Below are 1,558 nucleotides of genomic sequence, written 5' to 3' on the forward strand. Positions count from 1 at the left end.
CCGCCATCAGCAGGGGGTGCGGAATGGAGCGCGATACTCAAGGACGGGTGCGTTCGATCGCCTCGAAGATGTCCGCATCGGTCTCCTGCTGCCACGAGGGCAGATCGACCCAGTCAGCGACATAGCCCGGCTTCGGATTCTCGATGTGCTTGTGGATCTGAGCGATCCAACACGTCGCGACGAATCGGCCCTTCTGCTCCCGGGTGAGCTTTGACGTGTTGCCGCCGCTCACGATGATGAAGTCACGGACCTGGCCGAAGACGGCGGCGGCGCACTCCCGCTCCCACTCGGGAGTCTCGTCCCATGCGGCGACATAGCCTGCTTTCGGCTCGCCCGGATGGTGCTTCGACACACCGGCGATCCACGCTTCGCGGAAGATTTGCCCGTCGGACGGCATGAATTGCTCCTTCGTCAGGCGGCGTTGTCAAGCGCCGAAATCTGCTGGTGCAGGGCTGAGGCGCGACCATCGGCCGCGAGCGGAACGAGGCGGTTCCTGACCGCCTGCAACTTCCTGCCGATGTAGCCCGAGCCGGTCTGGTCGACCAACTCCAGAGCAGCGTGAGTGTAATGACTCGCCTGATCCAGATCACGGCGCTCGACGCTCAGCGCGGCCAACTCCGCGAGCACCGCTCCTCTGCGACGCAGCGAGAGCCGCTGGGAGAGCGCGGATGTCAGTGCCTGCTCCGCCAGATCCGGGCGGCCGAGTGCGAGATAGCAGGTGCCGCGTTCCTCGGCGAGACGTGAACCATCGAACCGAAGCCAACCGCCATTGTGCAGGTGGCCGGACAGATCGTGTACCTGCTCGGCGGCGCCCAGTGCTCGTTCGGTTGCTTCAAGGTCGCCGAGGCCTGCAAATGCCTCCGCCTGGACCGCCGCAACCCAGTATCGGGTTGAGAGCCGGCTGTCTCCTCGTTCTGCGACCTGAGAGGCCACTGCCAGAATCGGAGCCGCGACAGCGAAACGGTGTTCGTAGAGTTCCACGAAGGCGTGCCGCGTCAGTGCACAAGCCCACATGTCGAAAGCGCCGGCTTCCCTGGCTGCGCTGGCGGCGAGTGTGTAGCACTGCGCCGCGTCGGTGTAGCGGTTGGCGTCGAAGAAGATCTCACCCGCGAGCTGATACAGATCTCCCACCAGCGCACAGAGTTGCCGGCGCGAGGCATCGCTCTGGCATTCCCCCAGCCCCTTGGCCAGGAGAGCCAGTTGGTGCTTGACCATCGGGTGCACAGCCTGCTTGGAGTCGGAGAGCCCGAACAGCTTCCAGAGGTGCGTGTTCAGTTCCGGCCCGACTTCTGTCAGGGACGTGGCCACGCCGGATCGGGACGAGGGCCTTTCGGCATCGGGCAGAGCGATGAGCGCGCCGGTCACGGCGAGCAGGCTCAGGACGTCGCGGCGCTTCATGTCGTCAGTATCACCAAGAGGTGGGGCAGCGGCGTAGACCACCGAACGGCCAGGGTCTGTCACCTCTGGTGATCGTCGGGGTGGTCGTGCTCAACCTCAAGGGCGGACACTCCTGACGCCGTTCTGACGGTTCGTCAATTTCCGAAGACGCTGGTCAACC

The 1,558-nt window shown here is 64.8% G+C and carries 2 protein-coding genes; both read right to left on the bottom strand.

Annotated features, from left to right (window positions below):
• Nucleotides 1-37: 37 nt before the first annotated feature.
• Complete coding sequence (locus ACIQOV_RS40860) at nt 38-397, bottom strand: hypothetical protein (protein WP_401056130.1); 360 nt, start codon at nt 395-397, stop codon at nt 38-40.
• Between the two features lie 14 nt (nt 398-411).
• Nucleotides 412-1,398, bottom strand: a complete 987-nt coding sequence (locus tag ACIQOV_RS40865; RefSeq protein WP_401056131.1) for a transcriptional regulator — start codon at nt 1,396-1,398, stop codon at nt 412-414.
• Nucleotides 1,399-1,558: the final 160 nt, after the last annotated feature.

Source organism: Kitasatospora sp. NPDC091257, assembly GCF_044757675.1.
Lineage (GTDB): Bacteria > Actinomycetota > Actinomycetes > Streptomycetales > Streptomycetaceae > Kitasatospora > Kitasatospora lactacystinica.